The organism is Caldithrix abyssi DSM 13497, assembly GCF_001886815.1.
Taxonomy (GTDB): Bacteria; Calditrichota; Calditrichia; order Calditrichales; family Calditrichaceae; genus Caldithrix; species Caldithrix abyssi.
On sequence record NZ_CP018099.1, the window covers coordinates 1521431 to 1547422 of the forward strand.

The window sequence follows — 25992 nt, forward strand, 5'->3', positions numbered from 1 at the left end:
TAAGCTCATCGGGCCCGCCGTAAGCTGGCACGACTTTAACTTAAGCAATTTTATTCTGGGATTTGATGTCGTGGATGCCCTGACCGAATTAAATCCCCTGAAAGCGTACGGTTCTTTAAAGGAATTCGTAAATTATGCGGAGGAATCGGCAAGACAAAACCGGGAGCTTTTCAATAAAATTTTTAGTGGAACGGCAACCGACGCCGATTTTCAGGCGTATGAACAGCGCTGGCAAAATTTGGCCTGGCATATTCGTCATTTAGCCGAAACTATCCCCAATACCAGCCTCACCGGCCCGGATCTGTCGGCAGGCGATTTGTTCAAAGGCCTGTCCACCAGCGGTATTAAACATATCCTGATTAATACCCTGCAGGAAAAATTGGTAAAAGATCCCCAGAAGAGAATGATTAAGAACTTCCTGGAATTTCATCTGAGCAAATTTTATCCGTCCGAAAAAACGACCGAAGGAAAAGCCCTGTTTAAAGTCAATTCGACTTACTCCTATCATATTCCCAAACGAATGGGTAAACTGGAATTTTTAACCGATCTGTTTACCATTCCTTCAGAAACAGGCATGTATGAAATGTACGGTTTTAAGTTCAGATTGCATGATCTGGATAGCGTTGTGGTTAACGGCGTTGTTAATGTCGGAGATCAATGGGCTGTTGAAGGCTTTCTGATACCGGCTCGCTATTCTCTTTTTGGCTATCCTCAGCAAGCCCTTGTTTTAAGCAATGGCTTCTTTGAGATTACCGAGGTGAATAACCAGGAGGGCTACCTTGAGGGCATTACCATCGGTTATTTATTTGACGATCCGCGAATAAACCCTCTGCTGGCCTTTTCCAAAAAAGTGGGCGCCGGCGCAGACACATTAACCGATGTTTTTGGAACGCAGTTAATCATTCCTGAAAACGCCCTTGCAGACAGCACACATCTTTTTCTCGTCCGGACATCGCCGCCGATGCCCCTGATCGAGGGCGATCAGAAAATCGTTCAATGGGCGCAAAACATCGGTTCCATGGCGCCCGACAGCTCCATTCAATCGGTTGCCTTTTCCATGCCGGCCAGTCTGGTTTTAATTGATTCGCTTTCAGGTGCGGCAGGCGATCCGTGGCAGGCCTATTGGTTTGACGAAAGCAATCAAACCTGGATTAAAATAACCGATGCGCAATACCAGAACGATTCGCTCTTTACGATTTCGATTGGTAAAACAGGCGTTTATGGCGTGGCTCGCAGCGGCTCCAGACACAATGAATATCCCGTCCTCAGTTCGTTTAACGATACGACTATCGTCATGAACCGTTCGCTCGATCTACCGTTTGAAGCTTATGATCCGGAAGGGCAATCGTTAACGTTATGGGCCGAATCCAGTAAATCTGAGGTGGCAGTCAACCTCGCCGATTCTCTGTTGCATGTCGTCCCGGCCGAAAATTGGACGGGTGTGGCCACAGTGTCGCTTTTTGCCACAGACGGACAGGATACCTCTAAAAGTAGTTTCAAACTTACGGTGATCGATTTGACCGCCATTGAAAATCTTGTTAATGTACCGCAAAAATATCTTCTGTATCAAAATTTCCCCAATCCGTTCAATAATTCCACCACCATCCGTTTTGATCTGCCGCGCGCCGGCAGGGTGAAAATAGAAATCTTTAACGCCCTGGGACAGAAAGTGCGCACCCTGTTGAGCAATCGTCTTGCTTCGGGAAGTTATCAGGTGAAATGGGATGGTACGGACGCCAGTGGTATGGTCGTCAGCTCGGGAATGTACATTTACATCCTGCGTTCTCAGAATTTTGTGCAGCGTAAGCGCATGTTATTAATCAAATAATGTTTGATTCTGGGTACTGTGAGTTTTGCTATCATTTCTCGTCTCCTGCCGCGGCCGGGGGCGAGCAATCTATTTTTGTTGAGGGGATTGGGCTTTTTATTGCGATGAGGCAGGCCTTTAAAAAATAACGTGTACTCTCTCAATCTTTTTCTGCGCCTGCCCTGAGACGGCAATCATTCCACTGGCAAGCAGAGATATTTATGATTTATTTAATTTTGCCGAAAATTTTTAATAAAATATTAATTGCACAAGTAGCGTTGTTAGCTTATATTTTGCGCTGTTTTTCAAAGTAGTACGGATGCAAGTTTAAAAAACTGATGAGGGAACTATGAAAAAGCGAGTTTTGGTACTTACAGGCGGCGGCGATTGTCCGGGTTTGAATGCTGTAATTCGGGCTATTGTCAAAAGAGCCGCTCAGGAATACAATTGGGAAGTGTTGGGCAGCTATCAGGCGTTTAACGGTATTTTACGTGAACCAATGGAAATCATTCCTCTTGATGAAAAAAAGGTTTCTGGCATACATGTAAAAGGCGGAACCATCATTGGAACGACCAATAAGGGCGGCCCCTTTGCCTGGCCCGTTAAAGATAAAAACGGTAAATGGATTACGGTTGATCGCTCAGACGAGTTAATCCGACGCTTGCAGTATCAGAATATTGAGGCGGTCATTAACATCGGCGGAGACGGTTCTCAGCGTATTTCGCTTGCCCTTTATGAAAAAGGATTGAATATCATCGGCGTTCCTAAAACCATCGACAATGATTTGCGAGGAACCGACTTTACCTTTGGTTTTCAGACGGCGGTTGAAATTTCAACAGACGCCGTTGACAAACTGGTCACCACGGCCGAAAGTCACAATCGCGTTTTTATTCTGGAAGTGATGGGACGGGATGCCGGATGGATCGCCTTGCATGCGGCCGTTGCCGGCGGCGCCGAAATCTGCCTGATTCCGGAAATACCCTATGATGTCAACAAGGTGGTGGAAAAACTGCGTAGTCGAATCGTCGGCGGACGTGGGTTTGCCATTATTGTCATTGCAGAAGGCGCCAAGCCCATTGGCGGAGATGTGGTCTCCGAGCAGTCAGACGAGATCGGTTATTTGAACAAAAAACTGGGCGGGGCCGGTTTACGGCTTAAAGAGGAGCTGAAGCAGGCCGGATTCGATGAGGACATCCGCGTCACCATCCTGGGGCATTTACAGCGCGGCGGCACACCGGTGGCTTACGACCGCATTCTGGCCTCCCAATTTGGCGTCAAGGCCTTCGAAATGGTTCTCAATGAGGAATATGGCAAAATGGTTTCCTACAAACATCCCGATATTTGTTCCATTCCGCTTGAAGAAGCCGTTTCGGCCTATAATCATGTTCAGCCGGATGATCAGTTGTTGCACACCGCCCGCGGCCTGGGCATCAGCTTCGGCGATTAAGCCATTTCTGGAAATTACGATTCCTTCCCCGGCGCTTCACAAAGAGGGCCGGGGAATTTTTAATCTATTGTTCACTCGATTAAATGCTTTACAACCTTTGAAAAAATAAGACGCATCGCAAAAATCAGGCGGCAGTCTCAATGTAACTTTGATTGAATCGAGCGCAAGATTTTTTTAATCACAATCCTTTTTCGCTCAATCATTAAACCATTCAACCAGGCATGGATTTCCCGGGCTTGCCCTCACCCGATAAAGCGGGATTCGGAAAGACAGGCAGGTGAGCATTCAACCAATAATCGACCGGCAAATTTTGCATTCAGGCCGATTTATCTTAAATTACTTCTGTGTTTTGATCCGGAGTTTGCCAATGACACACGAGGATGTTTTTCAAGAAGTTCACAATCAGATTCCCCTTAATCGTAAGCTGACTCTTATTCATGAAAATTTGCAAAACTATCTTCCCTTTATTGATCGCATTGCCTTTGCTCTCTACGATTCCAAAACAGATATTTTGCGAACATTTCTGGTAAGCGAACCGCATGCGCATTCGCTTTGTCTTTACGAGTCGAAACTTTCCGAAGTCCCTTCTCTTTTAGCTCTCAAACATGAAAGAAGTCCGAGAATAATTGAAGATATCAGCAGGTTGTATGGTGATTCCAAAGAACATTCCCGACGAATAAAAGAGAGCGGCTACCGTTCCAGCTACACTCTGCCCATGTTTTCAGACGAGGCGTTGCTTGGTTTCATCTTTTTTAATTCCCGTCAGAAAAGTCCTTTTCAAGGCGCCGATCTGAATTTGCTGGATCTTTATGCGCATTTGATTTTTAGTCTGATATTGTTTGAACTCAATCAGACCAGGGTGTTGCTTTCTTCTTTGAAAACACTTAGTAAAATCATGCATTTTAAAGATCCTGAAACGGGCGCGCACCTGGAACGCATGGCGCATTTTTCACGGATCATCGCCGCCGGCCTGGCTGCTAAAGGGAAATACCGGATAGACGATGAGTTTATTCAATTTTTGTCAGCCTTTGCGCCGCTGCATGATATCGGCAAAATCGGCATTCCCGACGAAATTTTATTCAAACCGCAAAAACTCGAACCGCAGGAATTTCAGGTTATGAAGCAGCACACGCTAAAGGGCCGGGAGATTATCGATTTGATAATAAGCAATCTACAGGTCAAGCCAACGGCCTATGTGGAAATGCTGCGCCATATTCCCGAACTTCATCACGAAAAACTTAACGGCCGGGGCTATCCACACGGTTACGAGAAAGATCAAATTCCGCTGGAAGCGCAAATCATCGCCGTGGCCGATATTTTTGACGCCCTGACCAGCGATCGGCCGTACAAGAAAAAATGGACAAACGAGGAAGCTTTAATTTATTTAAAAAAACATCCCTCCGAATGGAGCGCGGAAATTGTGCAGGCGTTAGAAGATAATATGTCCAAAATTGTGGAAATTCAGCAAAAGTTTAAGGACAAAGAGTAAAAAAGAGAGGAGCGTTAATGGAATCTGTTCTCTTAAAACGACTATCCGCTGGCGATATTTTATTATGCGATGGCGCCATGGGAACCGAACTGCAAAAACGCGGCCTGAAACGAGGAGAATGCCCGGAACTGATGAATATCGAACAGCCGCAAATCGTACAATCCATTTATCGGGATTATTACGCGGCAGGCTCGGATATTGTAGAAACCAATAGTTTTGGCGGAACACGCAGCCGCCTGTCTCATTACGATTTGCAGGATCAGGCTTATCGCTTAAATAGAGAGGCCGCCCGCCTGGCAAAAGAGGTCTGCCCGGAAGGGCGTTTTGTGGCTGGCTCCATGGGCCCCACCGGCGCCATTCTGGAACCGTATGGAGAGCTGAGTGTGGATGAAGCCGTCGATCAATTTAAAGAACAGGCAGAAGCGCTGGCCGAAGGCGGCGTGGATATTTTTTTCATCGAAACGATGATTACCCTGGAAGAGATGGGCGCAGCCATCCAGGCGGTTAAATCGGTTAGCGATCTGCCCGTTGCAGCCACCTTTACGTTTGAATTAGGCCCCACGGGCATTCACACCAACTGGGGCGTGGATGTGCCCAGCGCCGTGCGCTTTTTGACAGAGCAGGGCGTGGATATTTTAGGCGCCAACTGCGGCGAAGGAATCGATGTCATTTTGCGCACCGTTCAGGAAATGCGCAAGTTAACGGATTTACCCATTCTTGCCCAGCCCAATGCCGGCCTGCCTGAAATCAAAAACGAGGTAATCGTTTACCATGAAACGCCGGAAGCGATGCGGGAGAAGATAAAAGAACTACTTGCGCTACAGATTAACATTCTTGGCGGCTGTTGCGGCACCTCTGCCAGTCACATCAAAATGATGCGCGAATTGATCGACGGTAAAGGCCAGTAAAAAAATTTTTATTTTTGTACTTTAGTTTTTAAATTGTTTTTAAAAACTAACATGAATTGATCTACAACTTATGTGCAATGACCTGTTAAAACAACTCGGCGTTTGTATTGAACGGGGAAAGGCGGACGCACAATCACCCCATCCGGCCGACCTTAAGGGCCAGCCCGGGGCCGCCGAACTGACCGCAAAATTATTATCCGCCGGCGTTGCGCCGGGCGAGATTTTGCAAAAGGCCATGATCCCGGCCATGAAACGGCTGGGCGATCGCTTCAGTCAGGGGCTGGTTTTCATTCCCGATTTGATTATTGCCGCCAAAGCCATGAAGGCCGCCATGCAACATTTAAAGCCCTATTTTGAAGCGGGAGAGGTGCAAAAAAAAGGCACGTTTGTTCTGGGAACGGTTAAGGGCGATTTACACGACATCGGTAAAAATCTGGTGGGTATGGTGCTGGAAGGAAACGGTTACAGGGTGATCGATCTGGGGGTTAATGTTTCCAGCGACCGTTTTTTACAGACGGTGGAGGAACATCCCGACTGTCGTGTGGGGCTGAGCGCCCTATTAACGACCACCATGCTGTACATGGATGAAATTGTTAAAACCGTGAAGAGCCATTTTCCGCAGGTGCCCATTTTTATCGGCGGCGCGCCCGTAACGCCCGAGTTCAATCAGCAGATTGGCGCCAACGGTTACTTTCCCGATCCACAACAACTGGTAAATTTCCTGGAAACAAAATAACCAGGGAGAATGCATGATTCAATTTACCGCATTAGATATAGACCGCGCTCTTAAAATTCTGTACTTTCCTACGCCCGAGCCTGTTCTTAAGCATTACAATGCGCCTTACCTTTTAACAGAAGAGCAGGTTCGTTTTTTTCAGGAAGAAGGCTATGTTTACCTGCCCGAAGTAGTCAATAGGGAATCGCTGGCTTACCTGCAACGCGTCATTCAGGCGGCCGTTTTACTGCGTAAAAAAGATGATGACAGGGCTCTGCACGAAAAAAGCGCCTATGAACAATCGTTTTTGCAATGCGGGTTTTTGTGCTGGGATTTTAAGCCCATTAAAGATTTTGTATTTGGTAAACGATTTGCTGGTTTGGCCAGAGACCTTTTGCAGGCAGAACATGTGCGTTTGTGGCACGACCAGGCGTTGTTTAAGGAACCAGGCGGCAGGGCAACCGACGTGCACATCGACAGCTCGTACTGGCCCATCGATCGGCCGCAACTGAGCGTCACCTTGTGGCTGGCGCTAAATCCCGTGCCGCCGGAAAAGGGTTGCCTTTATTTTTATCCCAAAAGCCACCTTTTAGAAAAACACGAATATGTGGATATTTTTAACAAGCCTCATTTTCCACAGGCATTGAGCCGTGAAAAGCAGGTATATGTTCCGCTAAATCCTGGCGATGCCACCTTTCACAGCGGGCTTCTTTATCATGGCGCCGGCGAAAATAAGACCGATCGGATGCGTGAAGGAATGACGGTTATTTACATTGCTGATGGTCTGCGTTTTGACGCCAGCGATGCCCGCAACCGCACGCACACTTCGTGCCAGGGCTTGGAAGATGGCGACATCATTGATACACGCTACACACCGATTTTAATATGAGGAGACCATGCGCCCGGATATTTCAGTATTGATTCGAACATTGAAACGGGAGAAAGCCGCCTATGTGCCGCTTGTTGAGCTGGGCATTCATCCGCTGATTAAAGAAAAATTTTTAGGGCGGCCTATATTAAGTCTGGAAGATGAAATTGCCTTCTGGTACAGGGCCGGTTATGATTATGTAAAGTTACAACCCGGTGTAACCTTCAACCTTTCCGACGACAAGAAGGATTCTACTTTTCAAAAAAAACTGGATGGCGCCCTGGCCTATAATTGGGCCAATGAAGGACAGGGTATAGTAACCTCGTTTGAAGACCTTGAAAAATTACGTCTGCCCGGAAAAGAAGAGATTGATTATTCGAATTTTGAGCGTGTTACCTCCCTTTTGCCAGAAGGCATGGGCGTTATTGGTCAGTATGGCGACATCTTTACCATGACCTGGGAATTGATGGGATTTGAGGGTTTTTCGTTAGCCCTGTTCGAAAATCCAGATTTGATCAAAGAGCTCAATAATCGCCTCGGAGAGTTGGTTCTGTCCATGTTTGAATTTATGGCGCAACACGATGCGGTTGACATCCTGTGGTTTAGCGACGACATTGCTTTTAGCACCGGTTTATTGATGTCGCCGGACGTTCTCCGGCAGTATTTCTTCCCCTGGTTAAAAAGAATCGGCGAGCTGGCGCAGGCCTATGGCAAGCCGCTCATTTACCACACCGACGGCGTGTTGTGGGATGTTTTTGAAGATATTATCGCCTGCGGCGTGGACGCCCTGCATCCCATTGAGCCCAAGGCCATGGACCTGGCGGAGGTTAAACAAAAATATGGCCAACGTCTCTGTTTGATTGGCGGCGTTGACGTGGATTTGCTGGCACGGGGCACGCCGCAAGAAGTGGAAGCGCAGGTTAAGCGCAATATTGAAATAGCTGCTTACAACGGCGGATATTGCGCGGGCTCTGGCAACAGCATTCCCGATTATATTAAATACGAAAATTACCTGGCGCTAATTGAAGCGGCCAAAAAATACGGAGAATAGACAGCCTTCATGTTTAAAAGCGGCAACCATCGGTTTTTAAAAGGTCTGAACTGTAAACACATATTGAATTTATTGCGTACGCACCAGGGGCTTACTGCCCGCCAGTTAAGCGAACAGACCGGCCTCAAAATTGCCACGGTTCTTAATTTGTTAAAAAACCTTGAAAAGCACAACCAGGTGATTCGCAAAGAACGTGGCGCTTCCACCGCGCGCGGAGGCAAAAAACCGCTCATCTGGGATATTAATCCCCATTTCGGTCTGGCGCTGGGAGTGGAGTGGCTTTCCACCGAACTCAGGGCGGCGCTTATCAATTTTAATTTTGAATTAATCGAGCGCAAAACGTTTGTCTTTCCCGCAAAGTTAACGGATAGCCAAAAGGTTGAATTTTTTGTTAAAAGCATTGATGAATTTGTTGCAACGTTCAACACGCTACAGCGGCCGATTGTGGGGCTGGGCGTCGGTCTGGCTGGCATTATTGATCTGGCGGCCGGATGCGTTGTGGATTCCTTGTCCTTTCAATCCCGTAACTTTCCGCTTTTGAAGACGCTGAAAGCTTGCTTTCCCTTCCCGGTATTTCTTGACAATGAATCCAATGTGGGAGCGCTTGGCCTGAAATGGCTATTGCCGCAGTTTTACGATAAGAGAAATCTGTTATATGTGACACTTCATCAGTGTTTTTCGGGTATGGGAACGGGGTTCATATTTAACCATCAACTCTATCGTGGCAGGCAAAATTCAACGGGCGAATGGCCTGTACTTTTTTCTCCTTCCTTTTTTGCCAAACTTGCAAGCCAGCTGGCGCAAATACATAAAGGCCACCCATTCATCGATTTATTAAGAAACTACAACGACCTGTCTAAAATTTTTCGCGCAGCTATTGAGCTGGCTGAGCAAAACGAGCCGATTGCTCTGGAGTTTATGCGCTTCGTTTCCATGCCATTAGCCGGACGTTTACAGCTATTGATTAACCTGCTTGACCCTGAATATGTGGTGATTGGCGGGGATATTCTTGAGATAAGCAAATATCTCAAATCGCATCTGGAGCAACAGATTTTTAATGAGGGACTCATTGGAAAACAGAAGCTTCCGGGATTAATGTTTTCTCCATTTGGCGCTTATACCAACGCGTTGGGAGCGGCCGCAACTGTTATGGCCGATATCTACTCGCCTGATTCCTGAAACTGACGAAATGAGAGGTTCCCACGCTACACGCCGGAAGAAAGTCAGGCCGTCAACGCCTAAAAAATTCTGCAGGAAGTTTCGGCTATTCTAAATCAACTGACCTGTTTGGAGTGATCTTCGCGCAATTCCGCATCCAGAAATATCTCGCCAAGGTGCAGAAAAGAGGCTTGTTCCACGTCAAATTGAGGCACCAGGCAGACGCAGATTTGATCGTTGTCGTAAATTGATCGGGCAATCGCTAGGCTTACAATAAACTTTTCGTTGTCCAGAAACGCAATAATTCTGCCCCGTACATTTTGCACCGTGTAACGTTCGGGAAGTGAACCACAAAGCGTAAGATTGCTGATATCGACGACTTGCAAATCGCTGTTCTGAAAATATTCGCGAAACTTGTTCTCGCGATATTCTTTGCGTATGGGCATACTCCGCGGCGTAACGTATTGCGAAACAGGAATGCGTTTTAACTCGATGCCGCCTAACCGTCCCACATGTTGATTAAGCGCCTCCAATTCCTGTTCGCGTTCTACCAGAATCACAAGATCGGGTTTAATCGCTTCTATGATCGCGGCCTGAAATTCAACGGCCGCGGGGCCGGCTGAATATCCGGAAGAATCCATTATGGTAAATTTAGCGCCTTGCTCCACAACCCTGGCATGTAGCCTTACGATGCTTAGCAAACTAAGCAGCGGCTTACGCTGAGGCGTGGTAACCCCGATAAAGCGACTGAAAACGTGTTGTGGAGAAGACAGGGAGGCGTCGTAAATCCCTGCGTTAAGAGTGGTAGGCAGTCCCAGGTTAGATTGGCCAGGATCGCAATCAATCCAGGCGACTTTTTCAATTTGTGCTAACTCCTGCACAAGAAAGCGGCTAAGCGTGGTTTTACCACAATCCGTATTCCCAACGACATACACTGTGTGATAAGGATGGGATTTGATGTCATTGAGCAGATCATCCCAAAAAGGTTCTTTATTAATCATGGTTCCAACCAACTATGTTAGTTGAACTGACAAAATATATTCAGCAAAAACGAAATCCCTGATTTTTTAAGTCTGGTGAATCTGCTAATAAAATATACGCAATTTCAGTAAAAATACAAATCTTATTAAAAATAAACCTCTGATGGATGAAAGCGCACAGAATGCAATAAAATGAAAAGAACATCACAAAAGGAAAGTTCATCCTCTGTTATAGCGCCTGAGGTGAAATCTGTGTCATCGGCAGAGGGGAAGAAAAACTTGTGGGATTTATTAGAAATCCCACAAGTTTTCAGGATATTTACCTTCGACAATCAGATCGCGAATGCTCTTTTGAACAATCGGTTTGTCTTCTTTATACGTAACGCCGAACCATTGTTCATTGGTTGGCAAAATTTTAACTTTAGCCTGATCGGTTTGAATGAGGCGATCCAGCACCCAGGGCAGAAAAAACTCGGCTTTGGGATTGTGTCCTTTTTTTTCCAGAAAATCTTTAAAAAAGACATTCATAAATTTAAAAATAGAAGGCGTAAAGCCCATCATATTCATGGACACCATCACGCTGCCAGAAATTTCATGCTCGCCCTGGTTTTCGTCCAGGTAAACAATTTTACCGTTTTTACGGTAAATTTTTGTTCTTTCCACAATTTTCTGCAAATAACCAGATTCATCGCTTTGACAAACGCCTCTGGAAACCGCGCCGTGATCGGAAAGAGTTTTATCCAGCCGGTAGCCGACAATCGCATATTCGGCGCTTTGATTGGATTGCGCTTTCAGAAAATCAAATAAGATGCGGTACGCCCCACGACCATAAAAATCGTCGGCATTGATCACGGCGAACGGTTCGTCAATGGCCGGTTCGGTGACCATTACGGCGTGCGCTGTTCCCCAGGGTTTTTTCCGCTCTGACGGGACGGAAAAGCCAGATGGAATATTATCCAGCTCCTGAAAAACATAGTGCACTTCGACTTTATTTTCCAGTTTCGGATTAAACACTGCTTTAAAGTCGGCTTCCAATTCCCTGCGGATGACAAAGACGATTTTTTTAAATCCGACTTGAATGGCGTCATAAATGGAGTAGTCTAAGATGGTTTCGCCGTTGGGCCCAAACTGATCAATTTGTTTTACGCCGCCATAACGGCTGCCCATCCCTGCGGCTAAGATTACCAGTGAAGGATTCATTCTTTTCCTTTCTTTCATTTTTGCATTAAGAAATTTCTGTTCGCTTTCGGATGCTAAAATAATGGTTTGTGTTTTTGATATCAAGAAATATTACACGTCCCTGAACGATCAAAAAACTAAGGCCGCACAGCCGCAGCCAAAACCAACCGCAACGCACGCAAATTAATTTTCTCGCAGATTACGCCAAACATCGCAGAAAATTATTTAACATTTAAGACAAAATCTAAACAAAACCGGCGCTATGTACGCCCCTTCTCTTTTTTAAAGAGAAGGGGCTGGGGGATGAGTTTTTTAAACAGCACAAAAAATTTCGCATCCCGCCAGATGGGAATTTGAAATGAGCGGCCGATGAACAATTTAATTTTTGAACCAGGATTTGCTTGATTTTTGGATTACCATGATTTGCTTTTTTTGCTTTTTATCTTTTTCATTAAATTTGGAGAATAAAGTCTCATGGAGTGCATAAAATCAAGGCAATCCTGTAATCCTGAAAATCAAGGTTCAAAAACTACCTCCAAACTTACAGGGTAGCAAAACCGCAACGCGCGCAAATTAATTTTCTCGCAGATTACGCCAAACATCGCAGAAAATTATTTAACATTTAAGACAAAATCTAAACAAAACCGGCGCTATGTACGCCCCTTCTCTTTTTTAAAGAGAAGGGGCTGGGGGATGAGTTTTTTAAACAGCACAAAAAATTTCAAATCCTGACCGGGCGGGATTAGATCTTCCAGAGGAAGTATCCTAAGCAAATCGGCACAATTTACGCCCGAGGGTGTCTCAAAAGCGACAATTTATAAAAAAATAGGGAAAAGTTTACAATAGCCCTCACCCCCTTTCCAAGAAAAAGAGACTAAGAGAGTGGGAAGTTGAGCGTTAGGGGTTATTTCCAACGATGTAAGTGATTTATTCGCTGGCCAGTTTCTTGCAAAGGCGAGAAAAGGAATGGCAGCCCGGCGAACATTCAACCATTCAACCATTCAACCATTCAACTATTCAACTATTCAACTCATTAACCATTCAACCAACCCAGCCATGGCGGGACTAGATCTTACAGAGGAAGTATTTTAAATTGCAGCCTTTATTCCCCAAAGCGATTTGTTCTATTGAAGCGGATAGCCCCATTCGCTGAATGTTTTTTGCCAGACGGTGTTAATTTTTGCCTTCCATTTTTCGTCAATCGGCGCATAGGTGTTCTTTTTGTATGGCGGCTGAGACTCCATATATGCTTGTAGGATCGGTTTGTAGGTTGGCCAGCCATCAATTTTTAATGCATCGTAAATTTGTTCAATGCCTGTCACAAAATCTTTTTCCAGATCCTCGAATTTGATTTCGACCAGATGGCCCGGTTTAATCAGCTGGCGTTCTTCAAAGTAAAAATCATACATCGCTTTGTAGCGGTTGATAATGGCTTCAATATCCTTTTCCAGATCGCGTTTTTGCATGGAAAGTTTGGCGACCGTGTTTTTGTACAAATTGACGGTGGATTGAAAGATGCGGTAAGGATCCCGTGCAATGTGAATGAATTTTGCGTCAGGAAAAATTTCCAAAAGCGTTTTAACCCTTGCCGTATGATGCGGAGATTTTAAAACCAATTGTTTTTTATAGAGCAGAGTTAGCTTTTTCAGGAAATAGACGAACCATTTTTTCCATTCCTGCCGTTCTTCTTCCGAGATGTTGTGCATGGTTAAATAGCGATCGAAATAGGCCTCGTGGATGGGGAAAGCCCATCCAATGAGAGGCGATTTTAAAGACATCAGGCTGAGTGCAAATTCATCTTCCGCAGGATCGTTGTAAGCAACCACTACATTATCCATGGGGCGCTTTTCTGGCGGGAGTTTTTCAAGTCGATCTTTAAGGAGTTTTTCGGTGATTAAAAATGTCCAGGGATTGTACACTTCATAAACATTGGGAAAGGCAAACTGTGGATCTTTGCTCAATAGTTTGTGTAATAAAGTGGTGCCGCTGCGCCAGTGTCCCAGGATAAAAACAGGCGGTTTCCGGATTTCGGTTTCTTCGATTTGTTGCCCGAATTCTTCGGCTTCCTTACGAGCGTAAATGCTATTACGAATACTGAGGATGGTTAATTTCAAACAGTTGGGGATTTGATTTAATGGTAAGTGAAACATGTTTAAGCGATAGAGTTTCCACCACTCATTTGTTTTAAGGCCTATCAAGGTTTCCATTGATTCTCCAGACTTAGAAAAGTTACCTGCTCGTCCATGTTCCGGTTTTTTTAATGAGTCAATTTAAATAAATTTTTTTTGCTTGCCAAAGCTAAAAATAAAAAGAAAAAGGAATGGTGATTTTGATCAAGTTGTAAGAAAAAAAACGAGAGCTTCCATTTAAATAAAGTTACCATTTGTCCATTGAATGCGTCGCTGTATGGGCTGTGTTAAGATTTTTGCCCAATATGGCTGACTCGTTCCTGTCCGCTCTTTGAGTCGCCCCTGCCAAAACGTTAGTGTGCCTTCTTCCTATTGACAATGACAGAGAAATTACTTGCCTGCAAACACGAACCTTGACACTCAACTCTTACACTCTTACACTCTTATACTCTTATACTCTTATACTCTTATACTCTTATACTCTTATACTCTCTCCCCCCTTATCCAAACAAAATTTTTTTGCCTCAAGTCGCTAACAGTGTTACATTGATGAAAAAAGTAACATGGAGCAGAGATGAAAGATCCGTTGATCCGTTTCGGCGTTTCGCTGCCGGAAACTTTAATCCGGCGCTTCGACCGTTTAATAAAGGAAAAACAATATCCAAATCGTTCTGAGGCTATCCGCGACCTGATACGTAAAACGCTCATCGAAGAGGAAATCCAGAGCGATCAGGTTGTGTTGGGCGTGCTGCACATTTTGTACGATCACCATCAACGGGAACTGAGCGATAAATTGACCGATATCCAGCATGATCACCACGAGAAAATCATTTCTACCACGCACGTTCATCTGGATCATGACAATTGTCTGGAGGTCATTTTATTAAAGGGCAAGGCCGGCGATATTAAGCACCTTGCCGATCGGCTGATCGCCATTAAGGGCGTTAAGCACGGTCAATTGTATTTAACTTCTAAAGGCAGCAACTTAAAATAAATTCGGATTAATGGAGCTAATACTTCAACAAACGCAGAACGATCACTGGATGGTTCGGTTGAACAGCCTGGGCAAAATGCTATCGGCCATTATCCTGATCGCCGGTATTCTGGCGCTGCCTTTCCGATCTTCTTTTCATCTTTTCTGGCTAACGGCCTGGACGTTTGCGCTGATAGCGGTGGCTCTAAGCATTAATTTCAAGTTGATCAAATATTTCAGCCGCAGCGCCGTGATGTTTTTGTTGCTGACCATCGCCCTGCCGTTTCATCCCGCTTCGGCTCAGGAGGCAGCGTGGATAAAAATCGACGGCATCGCCCTTTATCAGAGCGGCGTGCAACAACTGGCGGCTACCTTTTTAAAAGCCATGCAAATTTTAGCGGTTTCGCTGATCGTTGTGGTTACCACGCCTTACACCCGTCTGTTAAAATCGCTACAACGGTTTAAAATTCCTGATTGGGTACTGGCCATTCTGATGTACATGTTTCGTTTGATTTTTTTAATGGAGCAGGAGATGGCGCGCATGAAGCGGGCCATAAATGCGCGAAGCGCAAAAATCGGTTTGAAAAGAAAATTGCAGATTTTAATCGCTTTTACCGGCGTGTACCTGGCGCGCCTGATGGATCGCAGCGAACGGGGCTATCAGGCCATGATCGCCCGGGGATTCCGCGGAAAAATCGAGTTCTGGGATGAGGAGTCCTGGAGCTTAAAAGATGGAATCCTGTTAGCCATTTCGGCGACCTTTTTTTTGGGGGTGGTACTATGGCGGTAAAGAGCGCGCAGGCCCTTAAGGTGGATGGACTCTCTTTTGGGTACGAGAAAGAACGGCCGGTGGTTAATGACCTTTCCTTTGCAGTGGAAGCAGGCGAGCGGGTGGGGATTATCGGCCCGAACGGCGCGGGGAAATCCACCCTGCTACTATTACTAAACGGCATATTAAAACCCTGGCAGGGAACCATTGAAGTTCTGGGCTTGCGGTCATGCGAGCAAAATCAGGAGCAGATCAAACAACGGATCGGACTGGTTTTTCAGAATCCGGAAGATCAGTTGTTTTGTCCGACCGTTTTTGAAGACGTTGCCTTCGGACCGATAAATTTTGGTTTATCCAGAGAAGAAGTAAAAATCCGCGTGACTCAGGCTCTGGATGAGGTAGGGATGACCGGTTTTGAAGAGCGTTCTACCTTAAATCTCAGTTTTGGTGAAAAAAAACTGACAGCCATTGCCACCATTCTTTCCATGAAGCCGCAAATTGTTCTTTTAGACGAGCCAACCGGCAATCTGGACGCCATCCACCGCCGGAAAATCATTCAGTGGGTGGCGCAAAACGGGCGCACCTGTTTGATTACCTCGCACGATCTGGATATGATTTACGATACCTGTGAGCGTACGGTTGTTTTAAACCGGGGCCGAATTGTGGCCGACGGGCCCACCAGGCGCATCCTGCAAGATAGACCATTACTCGAACAAAATGATCTTGAATTACCTTTGAGATTTCAATACCATTAATTTGAGGAGGTATGACATGCGACGCATTTTAATCGCCATATTGTTAATTGGGTCATTTTCTGGAATACACGCCAGGCAGCAACAATCGGCGGACACCTTAGCCGTTTTTACCAGCCGTGATTCTATTGTGGTTATCGGCAACCGTATTGCCACAAGCGTGCGCAATCTGGCTTACAGCTATCAGATTGTTTCCGGAGAAATGGTGCAACAGTTGAGCGGCCATTCTGCGCTGGAGATGGTCGATTTAAACTTTCCGTCCGCTTATGTGCTGGAAAATAAAGCGCTGGGCTACGGCGTGGGGCCTGAGGGCGCCGGCATTTTGAATTTGCGCGGCATTGGCGGCAAACCGAACACCGGCGTTCTGGTCTTGTTAAATGGCCATCCCGATTTTATGGGGATTTTCGGGCATCCGCTGCCCGATGTTTACGGTAACGAAGATATCGAACGGATTGAAATTCTGGCCGGACCGTCTTCTACGGTATTTGGCGATCATGCCATGGGCGGTGTGGTCAATCTGGTTACTGCGCCGCAGTTTAAACATCTGGCCCGCGTTCGGGCGGAGTTCGGTTCGTTTGGCACGCAGATCTTTTCTGTTGCGCTGCAAAAGAAGATTGCCAACAACGGTTTGTTTTTTACGGCGCGCAAGCAAAAGAGCGACGGCCATATCAGTCAGACCAGCTTTGAGTCTTTGCACCTGCAGGGCGGCTGGCAGTACCAGATTAATCCCGCCTGGAAATTGTTGGTTCAGGGCCGGTATGTTCCTTACCAGTTTGACGATCCGGCCCGCGGCGAGGTGGACAGGCTGAACCTGGGCGCCTACGCAAAAATAAAACGCGGGACCGCAGAGATCAGTTTGCAGAATAACACGCAAAAATGGAAAGGCGCCTTTCAACTTTACGCTAATGCCGGGCATCACGAATTTTACGACGGCTTTAAATCCGATGATTTTAGTTACGGTTTTTCCGCTTACCAGTTCATGCAGTATTCGGGCGCGCTGGCCTTTGCCGGCGGAATGGACGTGATTTATTACGGGGGAAAGGCTAAAAACGATTTTGCCAAATTGCCCAACGGCGCGCCCATTGTTAATCCGGACGCTCATGATCTGACCTCGGCCGGGGTTTACGGCGTGGTTTTTTACACGCCTTTGCCGCAGGTTAATTTAAAAGCCGGTTTACGTTATCAATACAATTCATTACCGTTAAATCAGATTTCACCTTTTCTGGGCGCCTCTTACACCATGGCCAATGGCCTTCATTTCTATTTAAATTACCAAACCGGTTTCAGAGCGCCCACTTTAATGGAATTGTACCTCTTTCCCTCCGCCAATCCCGAACTGAAAAACGAAAAAGTTCAGAGCGTTGAACTGGGAACATCGTTTGCTTACAGTAAAAGCGGTCAGGTGCGCGTTGCCCTGTTTAAAAATAAAGTGCGCGATTTAATTCAGGCTTTGCCCACGTTAACGCCTCCGCCGCCAACGCGCTTTGTGAACGGCCCCCAGAGCGATCAATGGGGCGTAGAAGTGTTAATCAAACAGAAGATTCTGTCGCATCTGTTTGCTCAGATCGGTTACGGTTTTCTGGAACCCGATTTATTAACGGCCTACAATCCGAAACACCAAATCAAGTATTTACTGAGCTATCAGAAAGAGCGCTATTATTTGAATGTTTACGGAAAATTCGTTCAAAAGCTGTACGCTGGTAATAATGAAACATTGCCTTTACCTGATTATCATTTGCTAAATGTGCAGGCCGGTGTGAACGTATTTAATCTGGATTTATTTGTGCGCCTGTTGAATGCGCTGGACGAAAACTATCTATCGCGTCCCGATTTTCCGGCGCCCGGCAGACAGGTGCGCGTAGGTTTTACCTTCAGGTTGTAGCAAGATGTTGCAGCGCGAACTACGTCAAATTCCGTTAACGGCTTTTCTTGCGGTGGCAGGCATCCTGCTGCCGCAAATTTTCCATTTGTTTGGCCTGGGCGCGATTTTTTTGCCCATGTTTTTGCCGGTTATGCTGGGCGGTTTAATTTTAAGCTGGCGTTTTGCCCTTTTGCTGGCTGTAATCACGCCGCTTATTTCATGGCTGTTTACCGGCATGCCCCCGCTGGTGCCGCCTGTGTTGCCCGTTCTGATCGTTGAACTACTGGTCGTCAATGCGATTCTGTCGCTTTTGCATGTGCATTTAAAATGGAATTTATGGGCGGCACTTTTGCTGGCCATTTTAACCGATCGTTTGCTTTTGCTGGCGCTGGTTTCGGTAATTGCCCCGCTTTTTGGCTGGCGTCATCCATTGTTTTCTCTGGCTCTGGTGAGCAGTGGGTTGCCGGGTATTGCATTGCAAATGGTTGTTTTACCGTTGACGGTACGTTTGATCCGCGAACGGTGGAAACTACGATTGGAGTGAAAAATGGCGATCAACGAAATTCAGCATTTTTTCGACCATCAGGCGCTTGGCTGGGATTACAGTTTTGATGAACAAAAACTGAAACGCCTGCGCTGGATTTTTAAACACAGGATTGGAGCGCTAAAAGGGCTGGTACTGGATCTTGGCTGCGGAACGGGCGTGTTGCTCAAAGTATTACCGCAAGTGTTAAGCGATCGTTCGAGCCTGATTTTGGAGATGGATCTTTCTATGGCCATGCTGCATCAGGCGCAGGAAAAACGATTTGGCCTGTTGAATAAGGTCTATTTTGTGCAGGCCGATGGGCACCGCTTGCCGCTGGCAGAAAAGAGCATGAATAGCGTGGTGGCCTTTCAGGTGCTGCCGCACTTTATTGATCCCCTGCATGTATTTCAAGAGGTGTATCGCACGTTAAAAAAGGACGGACGGTTTGTAATTTTGCACCTGATGGATCATCACAAATTAAACGCCCTACATCGTTCGGCAGGCGGGGCGGTGGAAGACCATTATTTGCCGCCGGTTGAGGAAGTGGCCGCCATGTTGGCCTCGGAAAATTTTGCCATTGATGGTTTTCTGGAAAAAGAGGATTGTTATTTGATTATTGGTCGGAAATAGCGGAGCGCTGGCGGCCTCTTTTTTTCACCCGCGCGTTGCAGCGCACTTTTTTCCACGATATTTTGGCATGAATCCCCAATTTCCTTAAATTAATCCCGATTGAATAAAAAATGAAACTTTAATAATGAAGATACTGTACCGGTATATCATTAAAGAACATATTGGCCCCTTTGTCATGTCACTGAGCGTGATCATGTTTATTTTGTTGATGAATTTTCTGGTCAAATACATTGGCCAGATTTTTGGCAAAGGGCTTTCGGCCTGGGTTATCATAAAACTGATTATTTTCAATCTGGCCTGGATGTTTGCCCTGGCGGTGCCCATGGCCACGTTGGTGGCGGTGTTAATGGCTTTTGGGCGTCTGTCTTCCGACAACGAGATCACCATTTTAAAATCAAGCGGCATCAGTCTTTACCGGATAATTCGGCCTGCGTTGTTCGCCGCTTTTGTGCTCATGCTGGCCATGATCTTTTTCAATGATCGTATTCTGCCGGAATCCAACCACCAGGCCAAATTGATGTTTCGTTCCATCCGACAAAAAAAGCCCACGTTGCAATTAGAGCCGAGTATTTTTTACACCGTTGATCGGTACACGATTGTGGTCAATCGCATTGAAAAGCCGCTACCCGACGAATGGCTTGATCTGGCGAATTTACTGGGGCCGGAATACCGCGGCAAGCCGGAAACAGACCGACTGGTGGACGTTACCATTTTTGACCAGAGCGATGCAAAGGCCGACGTTACCATCACCGCCGAAGAAGGGTACATGACCTACTCACCGGCAAAAAAGAGCCTTGTGTTTACTCTGTTTCGCGGCGAATTCCACAAGATGGATCGACAAAAAACCGGCGAGTACGAACGTTCGTTGTTCGAAAAGCAGGTGGTGTACATCCCGGCCGAAGAATTTCTGTATGAGGAACGAAAAGACACCGATCGCAGCGATCGCGAAATGACCGTGTCCATGATGCGGCGCAAAGTGGAATATTTTAGAAATCAGATTCAAATACGCCAGAAAAACTTCACCAACATTACCGATCAAAATTTAGCTGGTTTGCAGCGTTTGATTTTAAAAAGCGACAGCGTGCAGGCGACGTCTGTCGATTCTTTATGGGCCGGGATCAGCGAAAATAAATGGAAGGCGGCCTATCATAAAGCAAAACGGGTGGTCGATCGCTATTATAATCAGGCCAAAACCAATACCAAATTCATCGATATGCAAAAGCGGGCGGTGAACAAATATCTGGTAGAAATTCACAAAAAATTTTCCATTCCCTTTGCCAGCATTGTGTTTGTGTTGATTGGCGCGCCGCTGGGCATTCGCGCCCGAAAGGGTAGCATGGGCGTGGGGATCAGCCTGAGCATCGGTTTTTTTCTTTTGTACTGGGTGTTTTTGATCGGCGGCGAAGACCTGGCCGATCGAGGCCTTATTACGCCCTTCTGGGCCATGTGGGGCGCCAATATCATTGTGGGATTGGCCGGTATTTATCTGACCTGGAAAACCGTGAAAGAAACCTCGTTTATTGAGTGGGACTACTGGATAGGAAAATTGAAATTCTGGCAAAAAAAAACGGACAAAAGACAAAAAGAAACTTCTGGATAAAAGCAGGCGTTTAGCCAAAAAAATAGATTTTTAGAGTGAAAATGGAAGTAAAAGAAAAAGTAATAAAACAAAAACGAGCGCAGAATAATGATCTCAAATTTAATGACGCTGAATACGCTGCCTTTTGCAAACCATTCAACCATTCAACCATTCAACTATTCAACCATTCAACCATTCAACTATTCAACCATCACCCCAATAAGGCTACGCAAAAATGATTAACGCACTGGATCGACATTTAATAAAACAGTTTATTATTAATTTGATTTTAGGAATCTTTGCCTGGATCATCATTTTTGTGATCGTCGATCTGATTGAGAACATTTCTAAGTTTTTGGATCGGGGAGCGTCCTTTTCACAGATTTTTTTCTATTATATTTACTATATTCCTTACATCATCAGCTTAACCTTACCGGTGGCCGTTTTGCTGAGTACGTTGTTTACCATTTCATCCATGGCCATGAACAACGAGATCGTGGCTCAGCTTTCCTCGGGCATCAGCCTTTATCGAATTTTACGGCCATTAATCGTTCTTGCGTTGCTGATCAGCGTATTTTCATTTTTTTTCAATGAGATCACGGTTCCGCAGGCCAATCAAAAGCGGTTGGATATCAAGCGCTACCAGATCGAAAAAAAACCGCGGCCCCAGGCACAGTCGCGTTCTAATGTTTATATTCAGATTTCCACTAACGAAACCTTAAGCGCAAAATATTACAACGGAAGCAGCAAGCGGGCGGTAGAAGTGAGCATTAAAAAATTTAAAGGATCGGAATTGGTCGAGCGAATCGACGCCAAAAGCATGCAGTGGCGAGATTCAACCTGGAAGTTAATCAACGTTACGGTCCGCAGGTTTAAAGATCAGCAAGAAATACTCATCCAGCGTCCGGATACCGTGCTGGCCGGTCTGGCTGTGGTGCCGGACGACCTGGCGCTGGTGCAGAAAAAGCCAGAGGAGATGAGTTATCAGGAGCTGGTGAAGTTTATTCGTGAATTAAAGACCATTGGCGCCGATCCTAAAAAATGGATTGTCGAAAAGCATTTAAAAATTTCTTTGCCTTTTGCCAATTTTATTGTGGTCTTATTAGGGGCGCCGCTGGCTTCGAGAAAACGGCGCGGCGGCATGGGACTCAATTTTGGCCTCAGCCTGGCCATCAGTTTTACCTATTTTATCATCATTCGTGTAGGGCAGGTGCTGGGGCACAATGGTTCGCTGGATCCGCTTTTAGGCGCCTGGCTGGGGAATCTGATCTTTTTAACAGCCGGCCTCATTGCCCTGGCCAGAGTGCGTAAGTAATCGGGGCGGGCGGTAAAATCCGCGCGTAACCGGTTTAATGTGGTTGTAAAAGATTTTGCCCGATCGGACTGGTAAATTAAAAATCCACCATTTCTTATCTGAATCCACAAAGAATATTGCTGTTTTTTGAATTAAGATCAGCGATTTGGAACTGCGCTTTGCGGAATCAAAAATACATCGGATTGTTGTGTGAACTACATATCCTGCTCCGTTCCGTCTTCTACCTCAATACATTAGAGAAAAAAATAACTTAAAAGAAAAGTAGAAAATGCAATTTTCTCTTCTTATATTACAAAAAAAGTATCTTTAAAACAGGGAGGAATTATATGAAATCCATGCGTACCATTTTAATGCGTAAAGGGCATCAGATTTACACGATTGATCCGGAAGCAACGGTTCTTGAAGCCTTACAAAAAATGGCAGATAAGAATGTCGGCGCTTTACTGGTGGTGAAGGATGGCCAGGTGAAAGGGATTATTTCCGAACGCGATTGCGCGCGCAAACTGGACATTAAAGGCCGCTGCGCAAAGGATACGCCGGTAAAAGACATTATGACCACCCATGTGCTGTTCCTGGATATTTCCAACACGGCGGAAGAAGCCATGGCCATTATGATCAACAAGCGTATTCGACATCTGCCGGTTTATGAAGACAAAAAATTGGTGGGGATAATCTCTATCGGCGATGTGGTAAAAGCCATTATTGAAGATCAAAAATTTACCATTGAGCAGCTTGAAAATTACATTATGGGCACGTATTAAACTTACCGCTGACTCTCTTTTGGGAGGAGGCCGGGGGAAACGAAAGGCGTCGTTTATGACGCCTTTTCATTATGTATTAGCAAAAGTCCGATTTGTTGCCAGGTAAAACGCCTGACCAGGCCTTACGCCACTTAATCATTCAAACATTAAATTTATAAAAAGCCGCACAAAAATTTTCGCATCCCGTCAGGGAGAACCGAATCTTTCAAGGGAAGTATCCTAAAATGTTTTGTTAAAAAAAAAGAGATTGGGAAAGAAAGTTTCCCAATCTCTTTAAAAAAATCAGGCCATCTTTTTGCTGAAGTACATTTTCTTGACCAGGTCGAATAATACCAGCGCGCCGCCCAGGATCATCATGGAATCGGGTATGATGCGAATCCACAACCAGCCTTTTAGCGGCTCCACAGCTTCTCTTAATCTGGCATAGTAATAACCAAAATCATGGGCAATCTCGGCCTGATGGAAACCAATCACAATAGTGGGAATGGCAAAGAGCAGGACGCCAATAGTTAACAACCAGAAGCCCCATTTGGTGAGAGTGTCGTTCCATTCCAGGTTATTGGCCAGTGAGTTGGTTCTGGCGGTCATGTAAATAAAGGCCAGGGAAATATAGCCAAACGCGCCCAGCAAGGCCACGTGTCCGTGAGGCATAATCAAATAGGTGCCGTGGGAATAGTAATTGATGGTGGGCGTATTAATGACCATGCCTAAAAATCCGGCGCCGATCCAGTTTAAGAACGCAGAGCCGGCCAGCCACATAAAAACCGTATTAAAGGCAAAACCCGATTCGGAGGCGGAAAGTTCTCTTTGTTGCTTCCAGGCCTCGATCATCAATAATGCCAGGGGCAGCGGTTCAAGCGCCGAGAAAATGCCGCCAATGGCGATCCAGTACTGATCCAGGCCCTGCCACCAGTAGTGGTGCCCTACGCCCAGCGTGCCGCTCATGGTAATTAGCGCCAGTTCGAAGAGCATCGTTTTGACCGCCACTTTGTGCGACACCAGGCCCAGGCTGACGGTAAAGAAGGCCAGAGAGCCTGCGGCAAACAATTCGAATGTCAGTTCCACCCATAAGTGAATGACCCACCAGCGGTAGTAATCGTCAACCGTAAAATTAGGCATGATTTTGTGCAGAGGCATCATGCCGGCCATGTACAGGGTGGCAATGGCAAACGCCGACCAGATGATGGTGCTGACCAGTGGATTGTTGGTGGCCGCTTTTCTGATTAAGGAGATGACCAGTAAAAACCAGAATACCAGTCCGACGACCAGGCCAATGTCCCAGAAACGTCCCAGATTGATTAACTCGCGGCCTTCATTGCCAAACCAGAACCACACGTCGCGCATCTGGCCTGTGGCGCCCATGTACAATCCGATGATTCCGCCCACGGCAACAACCACCAGAGCCGCCCACAAAACATCAACCAGCCAGGGGAATTTATGATCCTTGTTGGCCACCCACGGAGCAATCAGCAAACCGCCAACCAGCCAACCGACCGCCACCCAGAGAATGGCAAGCTGCGTATGGATGGATCGTAAAACGTTAAAAGGCAATATCTCCTGAGAAATAATAAAATCTTTTGAAGGTTCTGTGTAAAGATGGGATAAATAGCCGCCAATAATTAACTGCACTAAAAATAATCCGGCCACGATGGGAACGTATTTAAGAAGTTTTTTCTGAGATGGAAAGATGCTGGTTATTTTCATTGGTTCAGAGAGTTGGTCATGCTCGTCCTTTTTAAAAAGATATTCGTAGCTCAAAAAGATGACGAGAATGGTAAGCGTCCATAAAAGCAAAAATTCCCATAGGGAGTAGTAATTGTTAATCCAGCTATTTCCCTGATCGACCAGCGGTTCCGGAGGCCAATCATTGGACCAGGTTCGGTCGGTGCCTGGCCTTAGCGAAGAGGCAACCAGCTGGGACCAGTCGATAAAAGCCGCGATTTTACGCGCCTCATCCGGCCGGATCACACCGCCTGTAAAAGCGCGTTCTCTGTCGCCGTTTACCAGCAGATCGACCAGATACTCCACATTTTTCTTGTAGGCCTCGGCGGAAGCCGTGGTGTAAACGACCCGCTCTTCATTTAAGGCGGTCTCTTGATGGAAATCCTGCTTCACCCGTTCTTTTACCGCGCCCCGTTCGATTTTGGTTAAATCTTTGCCCCGTTTGCCGTACATCTGATAGCCATAAAAGTCGTAAAGACTCTCGGCGCGCTTATGCATAAAATCAGTCGTAAAATCGGGCCCGATGTACGCCCCCATGCCTAAAAGCGTACCCCAGTCCATTAAATCGAACTGCTGAAAGTAGCCCTTACCTTCAATAACATCATCATAGGTATAGAGAACTTCTCCTGCTTCGGATACCACAACTTTTGGAATGGGGGGAACTTCTTTCTGCAGATTTGCCGTAAAATAGATCAGTGCGGTGACCATAAAAATGGCAAAAAACCAGAAAGTGGCGTACAACCCTTTCCGACTCATTAAACGATCAAGTAAAGACATAAATCCTCCTGTGTTAGTAAATTAAACCTGATAGTTAATGAAATACATTTTTAGTCCTTCCAGAATTCTGGTTGCCAGTTCTTGTTAATGGGTTTATGCGCATCATGGAGAAAAATTCCGATTACCTTTAACTGCTCCTGGGTAAGGTATTTTTCCGCCAGCTTAAAAAGAGTTCGTTCTTCAAAACGAATGTGCTGTTGTAATAGGGTTGCAAATTCGTTTAAATGCGCCTGTAAATTTCCTTCTTTTTTTTCTAAATGACGGATTATTTCAGCTAAGCGCTGGTGTTCACTTAACATTTGCCGGAGTGCTTGTTGGATTTGAGGAATGGAATTTAAGAGGATGACCAGGGTTTTCTCTTCCTGTTCAAAATGGTGTAAGAGATGATTCCTGTAAATCGATAGAACGTATTCAACAATTGGTTCCAGATCGCCGTTTTTTAAAAGCCCCTTTTTAATACGCAGGGCGATCACAAGGGCGTCGTGGTGCTCAAAGGACAATGTTTCCAGCGCTGCATGACGTTTCATTACGAGCCTCGAGATTTGTGTTAAAGGGTGAGTTTTAACCACCCGATTTCTGTCCGCTGTCTTAAATGC

General features: G+C 45.9%; 23 protein-coding genes. 18 read left to right on the forward strand and 5 right to left on the reverse strand.

Translation table 11 applies throughout. From position 1 onward, the window contains the following. Nucleotides 1-70 precede the first annotated feature (70 nt). The 8 genes from Cabys_RS06080 (at nucleotide 71) to Cabys_RS06115 (ending at nucleotide 9464) form a co-directional block, all read left to right on the forward strand. Nucleotides 71-1828 carry a FlgD immunoglobulin-like domain containing protein gene (locus Cabys_RS06080; protein ID WP_006929328.1) on the forward strand — a complete coding sequence of 586 codons (1758 nt, stop codon included), beginning with the start codon at nucleotides 71-73 and terminating at the stop codon, nucleotides 1826-1828. Nucleotides 1829-2156: 328 nt separating this feature from the next. After that, the gene (locus Cabys_RS06085) at nucleotides 2157-3254 is read left to right on the forward strand and encodes a 6-phosphofructokinase (RefSeq protein ID WP_006929329.1); all 1098 of its coding nucleotides are present in this window, start codon (nucleotides 2157-2159) and stop codon (nucleotides 3252-3254) included. Between the two features lie 367 nt (nucleotides 3255-3621). Continuing rightward, the gene (locus tag Cabys_RS06090) at nucleotides 3622-4743 is read left to right on the forward strand and encodes an HD-GYP domain-containing protein (RefSeq protein ID WP_006929330.1); all 1122 of its coding nucleotides are present in this window, start codon (nucleotides 3622-3624) and stop codon (nucleotides 4741-4743) included. A 17-nt stretch (nucleotides 4744-4760) separates the two neighbouring features. Further along, nucleotides 4761-5651 carry a homocysteine S-methyltransferase family protein gene (locus tag Cabys_RS06095; RefSeq protein WP_006929331.1) on the forward strand — a complete coding sequence of 297 codons (891 nt, stop codon included), beginning with the start codon at nucleotides 4761-4763 and terminating at the stop codon, nucleotides 5649-5651. Nucleotides 5652-5721: 70 nt separating this feature from the next. Then, nucleotides 5722-6387 carry a cobalamin-dependent protein gene (locus Cabys_RS06100; protein ID WP_006929332.1) on the forward strand — a complete coding sequence of 222 codons (666 nt, stop codon included), beginning with the start codon at nucleotides 5722-5724 and terminating at the stop codon, nucleotides 6385-6387. 13 nt (nucleotides 6388-6400) lie between these two features. Then, nucleotides 6401-7255 (forward strand): phytanoyl-CoA dioxygenase family protein, encoded by an 855-nt coding sequence (locus Cabys_RS06105; protein ID WP_006929333.1) that lies wholly within the window; start codon nucleotides 6401-6403, stop codon nucleotides 7253-7255. 7 nt (nucleotides 7256-7262) lie between these two features. Then, nucleotides 7263-8285, forward strand: a complete 1023-nt coding sequence (locus Cabys_RS06110) for a uroporphyrinogen decarboxylase family protein (protein ID WP_006929334.1) — start codon at nucleotides 7263-7265, stop codon at nucleotides 8283-8285. 9 nt (nucleotides 8286-8294) lie between these two features. Further along, entirely contained in the window at nucleotides 8295-9464 is a 1170-nt protein-coding gene (locus tag Cabys_RS06115) for an ROK family transcriptional regulator (protein WP_006929335.1), read from the forward strand. Between the two features lie 95 nt (nucleotides 9465-9559). On the opposite strand, the gene Cabys_RS06120 is transcribed toward Cabys_RS06115, so the two are convergent. The 3 genes from Cabys_RS06120 to Cabys_RS06130 all read right to left on the reverse strand — a co-directional run bounded on the left by Cabys_RS06120 (nucleotide 9560) and on the right by Cabys_RS06130 (nucleotide 13809). After that, complete coding sequence (locus tag Cabys_RS06120; RefSeq protein WP_006929336.1) at nucleotides 9560-10444, reverse strand: Clp1/GlmU family protein; 885 nt, start codon at nucleotides 10442-10444, stop codon at nucleotides 9560-9562. Nucleotides 10445-10714: 270 nt separating this feature from the next. Continuing rightward, a complete protein-coding gene (locus Cabys_RS06125) occupies nucleotides 10715-11641 on the reverse strand; it encodes a nucleotidyltransferase family protein (RefSeq protein ID WP_218921400.1) in 927 nt (308 codons plus the stop codon). A 1085-nt stretch (nucleotides 11642-12726) separates the two neighbouring features. Further along, nucleotides 12727-13809 carry a sulfotransferase family protein gene (locus Cabys_RS06130; RefSeq protein WP_006929338.1) on the reverse strand — a complete coding sequence of 361 codons (1083 nt, stop codon included), beginning with the start codon at nucleotides 13807-13809 and terminating at the stop codon, nucleotides 12727-12729. Nucleotides 13810-14305: 496 nt separating this feature from the next. On the opposite strand from Cabys_RS06130, the gene nikR reads away from it, so the two are divergent. From nikR to Cabys_RS06175, 10 genes are all read left to right on the forward strand, one after another. Further along, nucleotides 14306-14725: a nickel-responsive transcriptional regulator NikR gene (gene nikR / locus Cabys_RS06135; protein ID WP_006929339.1), complete on the forward strand. Its 420-nt coding sequence runs from the start codon at nucleotides 14306-14308 to the stop codon at nucleotides 14723-14725. A gap of 10 nt (nucleotides 14726-14735) precedes the next feature. After that, nucleotides 14736-15494 (forward strand): energy-coupling factor transporter transmembrane component T family protein, encoded by a 759-nt coding sequence (locus Cabys_RS06140; protein ID WP_006929340.1) that lies wholly within the window; start codon nucleotides 14736-14738, stop codon nucleotides 15492-15494. Beyond that, nucleotides 15485-16228 carry an energy-coupling factor ABC transporter ATP-binding protein gene (locus Cabys_RS06145; RefSeq protein WP_006929341.1) on the forward strand — a complete coding sequence of 248 codons (744 nt, stop codon included), beginning with the start codon at nucleotides 15485-15487 and terminating at the stop codon, nucleotides 16226-16228. Before Cabys_RS06140 ends, Cabys_RS06145 begins: the two co-directional genes overlap by 10 nt. Nucleotides 16229-16244: 16 nt before the next feature. Beyond that, nucleotides 16245-18107 (forward strand): TonB-dependent receptor, encoded by a 1863-nt coding sequence (locus Cabys_RS06150; RefSeq protein ID WP_006929342.1) that lies wholly within the window; start codon nucleotides 16245-16247, stop codon nucleotides 18105-18107. 4 nt (nucleotides 18108-18111) lie between these two features. Continuing rightward, nucleotides 18112-18630 carry an ECF transporter S component gene (locus Cabys_RS06155; RefSeq protein ID WP_006929343.1) on the forward strand — a complete coding sequence of 173 codons (519 nt, stop codon included), beginning with the start codon at nucleotides 18112-18114 and terminating at the stop codon, nucleotides 18628-18630. Nucleotides 18631-18633: 3 nt separating this feature from the next. Next, entirely contained in the window at nucleotides 18634-19242 is a 609-nt protein-coding gene (locus Cabys_RS06160; RefSeq protein ID WP_006929344.1) for a class I SAM-dependent methyltransferase, read from the forward strand. A 124-nt stretch (nucleotides 19243-19366) separates the two neighbouring features. Next, nucleotides 19367-20842 carry an LptF/LptG family permease gene (locus Cabys_RS06165; protein ID WP_006929345.1) on the forward strand — a complete coding sequence of 492 codons (1476 nt, stop codon included), beginning with the start codon at nucleotides 19367-19369 and terminating at the stop codon, nucleotides 20840-20842. A 41-nt stretch (nucleotides 20843-20883) separates the two neighbouring features. Next, nucleotides 20884-21060: a hypothetical protein gene (locus tag Cabys_RS20010; protein WP_006929346.1), complete on the forward strand. Its 177-nt coding sequence runs from the start codon at nucleotides 20884-20886 to the stop codon at nucleotides 21058-21060. Next, on the forward strand, nucleotides 21057-22136 hold the full coding sequence (lptG, locus tag Cabys_RS06170; RefSeq protein WP_006929347.1) for an LPS export ABC transporter permease LptG: 1080 nt from the start codon (nucleotides 21057-21059) through the stop codon (nucleotides 22134-22136). The genes Cabys_RS20010 and lptG overlap by 4 nt, the downstream gene beginning before the upstream one ends. Nucleotides 22137-22462: 326 nt before the next feature. Continuing rightward, complete coding sequence (locus tag Cabys_RS06175) at nucleotides 22463-22897, forward strand: CBS domain-containing protein (protein WP_006929348.1); 435 nt, start codon at nucleotides 22463-22465, stop codon at nucleotides 22895-22897. Between the two features lie 282 nt (nucleotides 22898-23179). On the opposite strand, the gene Cabys_RS06180 is transcribed toward Cabys_RS06175, so the two are convergent. Together Cabys_RS06180 and Cabys_RS06185 are read right to left on the reverse strand one after the other, a co-directional pair. Further along, nucleotides 23180-25396, reverse strand: coding sequence for a nitric-oxide reductase large subunit (locus Cabys_RS06180; protein ID WP_006929350.1), 2217 nt, complete (start codon nucleotides 25394-25396; stop codon nucleotides 23180-23182). Between the two features lie 50 nt (nucleotides 25397-25446). Beyond that, the gene (locus Cabys_RS06185) at nucleotides 25447-25923 is read right to left on the reverse strand and encodes a hemerythrin domain-containing protein (protein WP_006929351.1); all 477 of its coding nucleotides are present in this window, start codon (nucleotides 25921-25923) and stop codon (nucleotides 25447-25449) included. Between the last annotated feature and the right edge of the window lie 69 nt (nucleotides 25924-25992).

Bases quoted from the DNA above. Each gene is read 5' to 3' on its own strand.
- Cabys_RS06150 (WP_006929342.1), top strand. From the start codon at position 16,245: ATGCGACGCATTTTAATCGCCATATTGTTAATTGGGTCATTTTCTGGA.
- Cabys_RS06145 (WP_006929341.1), top strand. From the start codon at position 15,485: ATGGCGGTAAAGAGCGCGCAGGCCCTTAAGGTGGATGGACTCTCTTTT.
- Cabys_RS20010 (WP_006929346.1), top strand. From the start codon at position 20,884: ATGGAAGTAAAAGAAAAAGTAATAAAACAAAAACGAGCGCAGAATAAT.
- Cabys_RS06115 (WP_006929335.1), top strand. From the start codon at position 8,295: ATGTTTAAAAGCGGCAACCATCGGTTTTTAAAAGGTCTGAACTGTAAA.
- Cabys_RS06110 (WP_006929334.1), top strand. From the start codon at position 7,263: ATGCGCCCGGATATTTCAGTATTGATTCGAACATTGAAACGGGAGAAA.
- Cabys_RS06175 (WP_006929348.1), top strand. From the start codon at position 22,463: ATGAAATCCATGCGTACCATTTTAATGCGTAAAGGGCATCAGATTTAC.
- lptG (WP_006929347.1), top strand. From the start codon at position 21,057: ATGATTAACGCACTGGATCGACATTTAATAAAACAGTTTATTATTAAT.
- Cabys_RS06155 (WP_006929343.1), top strand. From the start codon at position 18,112: ATGTTGCAGCGCGAACTACGTCAAATTCCGTTAACGGCTTTTCTTGCG.
- Cabys_RS06100 (WP_006929332.1), top strand. From the start codon at position 5,722: ATGTGCAATGACCTGTTAAAACAACTCGGCGTTTGTATTGAACGGGGA.
- Cabys_RS06160 (WP_006929344.1), top strand. From the start codon at position 18,634: ATGGCGATCAACGAAATTCAGCATTTTTTCGACCATCAGGCGCTTGGC.
- Cabys_RS06165 (WP_006929345.1), top strand. From the start codon at position 19,367: ATGAAGATACTGTACCGGTATATCATTAAAGAACATATTGGCCCCTTT.
- Cabys_RS06085 (WP_006929329.1), top strand. From the start codon at position 2,157: ATGAAAAAGCGAGTTTTGGTACTTACAGGCGGCGGCGATTGTCCGGGT.
- Cabys_RS06130 (WP_006929338.1), bottom strand. From the start codon at position 13,809: ATGGAAACCTTGATAGGCCTTAAAACAAATGAGTGGTGGAAACTCTAT.
- nikR (WP_006929339.1), top strand. From the start codon at position 14,306: ATGAAAGATCCGTTGATCCGTTTCGGCGTTTCGCTGCCGGAAACTTTA.
- Cabys_RS06105 (WP_006929333.1), top strand. From the start codon at position 6,401: ATGATTCAATTTACCGCATTAGATATAGACCGCGCTCTTAAAATTCTG.
- Cabys_RS06120 (WP_006929336.1), bottom strand. From the start codon at position 10,444: ATGATTAATAAAGAACCTTTTTGGGATGATCTGCTCAATGACATCAAA.
- Cabys_RS06095 (WP_006929331.1), top strand. From the start codon at position 4,761: ATGGAATCTGTTCTCTTAAAACGACTATCCGCTGGCGATATTTTATTA.
- Cabys_RS06140 (WP_006929340.1), top strand. From the start codon at position 14,736: ATGGAGCTAATACTTCAACAAACGCAGAACGATCACTGGATGGTTCGG.
- Cabys_RS06185 (WP_006929351.1), bottom strand. From the start codon at position 25,923: ATGAAACGTCATGCAGCGCTGGAAACATTGTCCTTTGAGCACCACGAC.
- Cabys_RS06180 (WP_006929350.1), bottom strand. From the start codon at position 25,396: ATGTCTTTACTTGATCGTTTAATGAGTCGGAAAGGGTTGTACGCCACT.
- Cabys_RS06125 (WP_218921400.1), bottom strand. From the start codon at position 11,641: ATGAAAGAAAGGAAAAGAATGAATCCTTCACTGGTAATCTTAGCCGCA.
- Cabys_RS06090 (WP_006929330.1), top strand. From the start codon at position 3,622: ATGACACACGAGGATGTTTTTCAAGAAGTTCACAATCAGATTCCCCTT.